Below are 6,472 nucleotides of genomic sequence, written 5' to 3' on the forward strand. Positions count from 1 at the left end.
CCGCCGCCCGGCAGCCCTGCGCTACAGCGGGTGCCGCAAGCCAACGAATTAGGCTAGAATGCACGGCCTCCAAGCACACCCCTTCTGAGGCTGTCCCGACGATGTTGATCCTGCGCGGCGCTCCTGCCCTTTCTGCCTTTCGCCACGGTAAGTTACTCGAGCAACTGAGCCAGAAAGTCCCCGCTGTTACTGGTTTGTATGCCGAATTTGCCCACTTTGCCGATACCGACGGCGAGTTGACCGCCGACCAGCAGCAGGTGCTGGGCCGTCTGCTCAAGTACGGCCCGAGCGTACCGGTACAGGAGCCCGCCGGTCGCCTGTTCCTGGTCGTGCCGCGCCTGGGCACTATTTCGCCCTGGGCCAGCAAGGCCAGCGACATCGCCCACAACTGCGGCCTGCAGTCGATCCAGCGCCTGGAGCGCGGTATTGCGTACTACGTTGCCGGTGACCTCAGCGACGCCGATGCCGAGCAGGTGTCGGCGCAGTTGCACGACCGCATGACCCAGCGCGTGCTGGGCCAGCTGGAGCAGGCCGCCGACATGTTCAGCCACGCCCAGCCAAGGCCCATGACGTCGGTGGACATCCTTGCCGGCGGCCGCGACGCCCTGGCCCAGGCCAACATCGACCTGGGCCTGGCACTGGCCGAGGACGAAGTGGACTACCTGGTCACCGCGTTCCAGGGCCTCAAGCGCAACCCCAACGACATCGAACTGATGATGTTCGCCCAGGCCAACTCCGAGCACTGTCGCCACAAGATCTTCAACGCCAGTTGGGACATCGACGGCCAGGCGCAGGACAAGAGCCTGTTCGGCATGATCAAGAACACCTACCAGATGCACAGCGAAGGTGTGCTGTCGGCGTACAAGGACAACGCTTCGGTCATCGTCGGCAACGTTGCAGGTCGTTTCTACCCGAATCCTGAAACCCGCCAGTACGGTGCGGTGCAGGAGCCGGTACACATCCTGATGAAGGTGGAAACCCACAACCACCCGACCGCCATCGCACCTTTCTCCGGTGCCTCGACCGGTTCGGGCGGCGAAATCCGTGACGAAGGTGCCACCGGCCGCGGCGCCAAGCCCAAGGCCGGCCTGACCGGCTTCACCGTGTCCAACCTGCGCATCCCAGGCTTCGAGCAGCCCTGGGAGCAGGCCTACGGCAAGCCTGAGCGCATCGTGGACGCCCTCGACATCATGATCGAAGGCCCGCTGGGCGGCGCGGCCTTCAACAACGAGTTCGGGCGTCCGGCCCTGACCGGCTACTTCCGTACCTTCGAGCAGTCCATCAACACCCCGCACGGTGAAGAAGTGCGCGGCTACCACAAGCCGATCATGCTCGCCGGCGGCATGGGCAACATCCGTGAAGACCACGTGCAGAAGGGCGAGATCACCGTCGGCGCCAAGCTGATCGTGCTCGGCGGCCCGGCCATGCTGATCGGCCTGGGCGGCGGCGCTGCCTCGTCGGTAGCCACCGGTGCCAGCTCGGCTGACCTGGACTTCGCCTCGGTACAGCGCGAAAACCCGGAGATGGAGCGCCGTTGCCAGGAAGTCATCGACCGCTGCTGGCAGCTGGGCGACGCCAACCCGATCGCCTTCATCCACGATGTCGGCGCCGGCGGCATCTCCAACGCCTTCCCGGAACTGGTCAACGACGGTGGCCGCGGTGGTCGCTTCGAGCTGCGCAATGTGCCCAACGACGAGCCGGGCATGGCCCCGCACGAAATCTGGAGCAACGAATCGCAGGAGCGTTACGTGCTGGCCGTCAGCGCTGTCGACTTCGAGCGCTTCAAGGCCATCTGCGAGCGTGAGCGCTGCCCGTTCGCCGTGGTCGGCGAAGCCACCGAAGAACAGCACCTGACCGTCACCGACAGCCACTTCGACAACACTCCGGTCGACATGCCGCTCGACGTGTTGCTGGGCAAGCCGCCACGCATGCACCGCTCGGTCACCCGCGAAGCCGAGCTGGGCGATGATTTCGACCCGAGCGAGCTGGACCTGGACACCGCTGTACAGCGCGTGCTGAGCCACCCGGCCGTGGCCAGCAAGAGCTTCCTGATCACCATCGGCGACCGCACCATCACCGGCCTGGTCGCCCGCGACCAGATGGTCGGCCCTTGGCAGGTACCGGTGGCCGACTGCGCCGTCACCGCCACCAGCTTCGATGTCTACACCGGCGAAGCCATGGCCATGGGCGAGCGTACTCCGCTGGCACTGCTGGATGCCCCGGCATCCGGGCGCATGGCCATCGGCGAAACCATCACCAACCTGGCCGCTTCGCACATCGACAAGCTGTCCGACATCAAGCTGTCGGCCAACTGGATGTCCGCTGCCGGCCACCCAGGTGAAGACGCGCGCCTGTACGACACCGTCAAGGCTGTCGGCATGGAGCTGTGCCCTGAGCTGGGCATCACCATCCCGGTCGGCAAAGACTCGATGTCGATGAAGACCAAGTGGAGCGAAGAGGGCATCGAGAAGAGCGTCACCTCGCCGATGTCGCTGATCATCACAGGCTTCGCCCCGGTCACTGACATCCGCAAGACCCTGACCCCGCAACTGCGCATGGACAAGGGCGAGACCGACCTCATCCTGATCGACCTGGGCCGTGGCAAGAACCGTATGGGTGCCTCGATCCTGGCCCAGACCTACGGCAAGATCGCAGCCCAGGCGCCGGACGTCGACGACGCCGAAGACCTCAAGGCGTTCTTCGCCGTGATCCAGGGTCTTAACGCCGACGGTCACTTGCTGGCCTACCACGACCGTTCCGATGGCGGCCTGGTCACCACCGTGCTGGAAATGGCCTTCGCTGGCCACTGCGGCCTGGACTTGCACCTCGATCCGCTGACCGACAGCAAGGCCGACATCCCGGCGATCCTCTTCAACGAAGAGCTGGGCGCGGTCATCCAGGTGCGCCAGGACGCTACCCCGGACGTACTGGTCCAGTTCAGCGCCGCAGGCCTGGGTGAGCAGTGCGTGGCGGTGATCGGCAAGCCGGTCAACAACGCCGAAATCTCCATCAGCCTGAACGGCGAAGTGCTGTTCGATGACGACCGCCGCATGCTGCAGCGCCAGTGGGCTGAAACCAGTTACCAGATCCAGCGCCTGCGCGACAACGCCGATTGCGCCGATCAGGAATTCGACCTGCTGCTCGAAGAAGACAACCCAGGGCTGTCGGTCAAGCTTGGCTTCGATGTCAACGATGACATCGCCGCGCCCTACATCAAGAAGGGCGTGCGTCCGCAAGTGGCCATCCTGCGCGAGCAGGGCGTCAACGGCCAGGTCGAAATGGCGGCTGCCTTCGACCGTGCCGGGTTCGCGGCCATCGACGTGCACATGAGCGACATTCTTGCCGGTCGCGTGGACTTCGAGGCCTTCAAGGGCCTGGTCGCCTGTGGCGGTTTCTCCTACGGCGACGTGTTGGGTGCCGGCGAGGGCTGGGCCAAGTCAGCCCTGTTCAACAGCCGTGCGCGTGATGCCTTCCAGGCGTTCTTCGAGCGCAACGACAGCTTCGCCCTGGGCGTGTGCAACGGTTGCCAGATGATGTCCAATCTGCATGAGCTGATCCCGGGTACCGAGTACTGGCCGCACTTCGTGCGTAACCGCTCCGAGCAGTTCGAGGCGCGGGTGGCCATGGTCGAGGTGCAGAAGTCCAACTCGATCTTCCTGCAGGGCATGGCCGGTTCGCGCATGCCGATCGCCATCGCCCACGGCGAGGGCCATGCCGAGTTCGCCAGTGAAGAGGCCTTGCTGGAGGCTGATGTGTCCGGTTGCGTGGCGCTGCGTTACGTGGACAACCACGGCAAGGCCACCGAGGCCTACCCGGCCAACCCCAACGGCTCGCCTCGCGGTATCACCGGGCTCACCAGCCGCGACGGCCGCGTGACCATCATGATGCCGCACCCGGAGCGTGTGTTCCGTGCCGTACAGAACTCGTGGCGCCCGGATGAGTGGCAGGAAGATGCGGCGTTGATGCGCATGTTCCGTAATGCGCGGGTGTGGGTGAACTAAGGCGTGTACAAGCTCGCCTTCTTTGTTCCTGCCAGCCATGTTGAGGTGGTCAAGGCTGCTGTGTTCGCCGCGGGTGGTGGGCACATGGGTGATTATGACCACTGCGCCTGGCAGACCTTGGGCCAGGGCCAGTTTCGTCCGTTGGACGGCAGCCAGCCGTATCTCGGGCAAACCGGTCAGGTCGAGGTGGTGGAAGAGTGGAAGGTGGAGCTGGTGGTGGCTGACGATCTAGTTGCCCAGGTCGTCGCAGCGCTCAGGCAAAGCCACCCGTACGAGACGCCAGCCTACGAGGTTTGGCGGCTCGCCGAGTTCTAGAGCGTAGCAAGGGTGCTCGCGGCGGTTCGACGCCTCGACACGCCCGCTCCCACTCGTATTTCACAGGTCCTGAACCTTGTGAGATCGCGTACCCCCTGCAGGAGCCTTGTGCCGCGAATGGGCAGCAAAGCGGCCCCTGTACGCTGGACGATCAGGCAGTCCCGATCTCCCCGCCATCATTGCGCTGAATCACCACCGTCGAAGCCCGCCGTCTCACCTTGGCCGCAGCCGGGGTAGCATCTGTAGCCTTGTCGGTATATGGCCAGTTCCCCGGGTGGTGAATGTTGACGAACAGCGTCTTGTTGTCCGGGGTAATGGCAATCCCGGTCACCTCGCAATCATTCGGCCCGACCAAGAAGCGGCGCAGGTCCACCTGGTTTTGCGTATTCATCGGCATTCGCTTGTCGCTGGCTGCTACCAGGGAAGCAGTATGATTTCACTCGAACTGTCGTGGAAGTGTTTTTGCTGAGCGATGCGTTCTTGGACGAAGCGCGTCCCAAGACTACGTCACTGCGCTAATCTGCTTGACAGCGCCACTGGATTGTTAAATTAAGTTTAGTGACGGATATAGTCATAAGGATCAGGTTGAATAGGTGTAACTCGAACCTCCCCGATAGTGTCTCTGATAAGTCTTCTTTCAAGGTAACTATGGGTTGCCAGCTGGACGGCAACGCCGAGAGTAAGTGTGTTCGTCGCTTGATAGGTTAAAAGATTAGCTGCGGCTGCAATGGCTGCATTTTCTGCGCGGTTAATTATTAGGCTGGATAGGGGTTCTAGTACTTCGGCACTGTTAATAATCCTATTTCCAACACCTGCGATAAACTCGACGTCACCGATATCTACAGATACATGATATGAGTCCGGTGCTGGTGTGTGCCCGGCTCTATGCAGGATAAGTGTTAAATTTGGGCTCTGAGTGCGTTCGCCGCCGATACGTAGCTGTGCTCTATCCACAGAAATAGTTGGACGTTGACCAACAAGCCAATTTACTCCGCGCTTGATCCATTCCCACATTTTTCCACTAGGGTCATGCCGGTTGATGGGATCGTTCTGGCAATAGCAGTAGCCGTTAGGCCCGCCTTTACCGAATGGAGACATAGTGTCAGCCTGGAGAAATCGCCTCGATCTGCTACTGTAGAGTCGGCGTCCATTGCCGAGAACATAACAGTCCAGCATTGTATCGAGCCGCTGCCCGCTGAACGTAACAAGATGTGTTGATGGGGCTGCGTGCAGAAAACCATAGGGTGAAAAGTTCTGTTGAGTGCCTGCAGGAATACCGCGCAATGCGGTGTTTGAATTGTCAGATTGCAAGAGTTGACTGCTTGTTGTTATTGCATCTGATTCTGCTAATGCAATGCCATTGGCCCAGAGCAGGCGACGTGGGCTGTCACTTACTTCGCAAGCCAGTTTAGGGCCTTGGAAGAAAAATTTTTTCTTTTTTGTCGGGAGCACTGTCGAACGCATATACGTAGCCCGTGGCGAAGTATGTGACTGGATGATTTACTACTGGCTCGCCTACGTCTACTAGCAGATTTATCAGGTGGTTTGACTGCTTCCAATGGAACTGCAGTTTCGAGGGGAAATGAAAGGGAGGCGCTCGCGAAGAATCCAACGCGGTGTATATGGCATCGGCTGTGTCGGTGTTCGCGGGCTGGCCCGCTTGTATGGTTAGACTTGAAGGGGTGGTGGGACGCTAAAGCCGATTCTGACTGTCAGCAGCAGTACAGACTGTGGGAGACATCGCCCCACCCCTTCAAGCCCTAGAACCATAACGTGAGGAGCCACCCATGGCAATGCAGGTAGATCGGTTAATCGTGGGTGTAGATGTCGCAAAAGCGGAGCTGGTTATTCATCACGACGACCGCGATGAAATTATCAAGATTAAAAACGCTAAGCCAGAAATCAAGAAGTGGCTCAAACAGCAAGCGGCCCACACGGCGATCGCCGTTGAGGCTACCAATGTCTACCACTTGGACTTGGTTGAACTAGCCCACGGGATGGGTTTTCAGGTTTATGTCGTCGACGGATTCCAGTTAAGCAACTACAGAAAAGGTGTCGGGGGACGTGTAAAAACTGATCCATCTGATGCTCGACTACTATCCCGTTTCCTTAGGAACGAAGGTAACGAACTCCGGCCCTGGAGCCCTCCGCCGGCC

Annotated in this window: 4 protein-coding genes and 1 pseudogene; 3 read left to right on the plus strand and 2 right to left on the minus strand. The window is 60.6% G+C overall.

Annotated elements, in window-relative coordinates:
* The first annotated feature begins 101 nt into the window (after nucleotides 1-101).
* Both purL and ACF8R3_RS03590 read left to right on the plus strand, forming a co-directional pair.
* Nucleotides 102-4,001, plus strand: a complete 3,900-nt coding sequence (gene purL, locus ACF8R3_RS03585) for a phosphoribosylformylglycinamidine synthase (RefSeq protein ID WP_196186635.1) — start codon at nucleotides 102-104, stop codon at nucleotides 3,999-4,001.
* Nucleotides 4,002-4,004: 3 nt separating this feature from the next.
* Nucleotides 4,005-4,316: an NGG1p interacting factor NIF3 gene (locus ACF8R3_RS03590; RefSeq protein ID WP_197844831.1), complete on the plus strand. Its 312-nt coding sequence runs from the start codon at nucleotides 4,005-4,007 to the stop codon at nucleotides 4,314-4,316.
* A gap of 151 nt (nucleotides 4,317-4,467) precedes the next feature.
* On the opposite strand, the pseudogene ACF8R3_RS03595 reads toward ACF8R3_RS03590, so the two are convergent.
* Together ACF8R3_RS03595 and ACF8R3_RS03600 are read right to left on the minus strand one after the other, a co-directional pair.
* A pseudogene (locus ACF8R3_RS03595) lies at nucleotides 4,468-4,737 on the minus strand (alkaline phosphatase PhoX); the annotation flags it as partial.
* 134 nt (nucleotides 4,738-4,871) lie between these two features.
* Nucleotides 4,872-5,780 (minus strand): RHS repeat-associated core domain-containing protein, encoded by a 909-nt coding sequence (locus ACF8R3_RS03600; RefSeq protein WP_392514985.1) that lies wholly within the window; start codon nucleotides 5,778-5,780, stop codon nucleotides 4,872-4,874.
* A gap of 323 nt (nucleotides 5,781-6,103) precedes the next feature.
* Between ACF8R3_RS03600 and ACF8R3_RS03605 the strand changes: the two genes are divergently transcribed.
* Nucleotides 6,104-6,472 (plus strand): transposase (locus ACF8R3_RS03605; RefSeq protein ID WP_392514987.1); only part of this gene is annotated, 369 nt, incomplete at its 3' end.

Source organism: Pseudomonas sp. FYR_7, from assembly GCF_043106155.1.
GTDB classification, from domain to species: domain Bacteria; phylum Pseudomonadota; class Gammaproteobacteria; order Pseudomonadales; family Pseudomonadaceae; genus Aquipseudomonas; species Aquipseudomonas parafulva_B.

Coding starts and splice junctions, on each gene's coding strand:
- ACF8R3_RS03600 (WP_392514985.1), bottom strand. CDS start 5,780: ATGCGTTCGACAGTGCTCCCGACAAAAAAGAAAAAATTTTTCTTCCAA.
- purL (WP_196186635.1), top strand. CDS start 102: ATGTTGATCCTGCGCGGCGCTCCTGCCCTTTCTGCCTTTCGCCACGGT.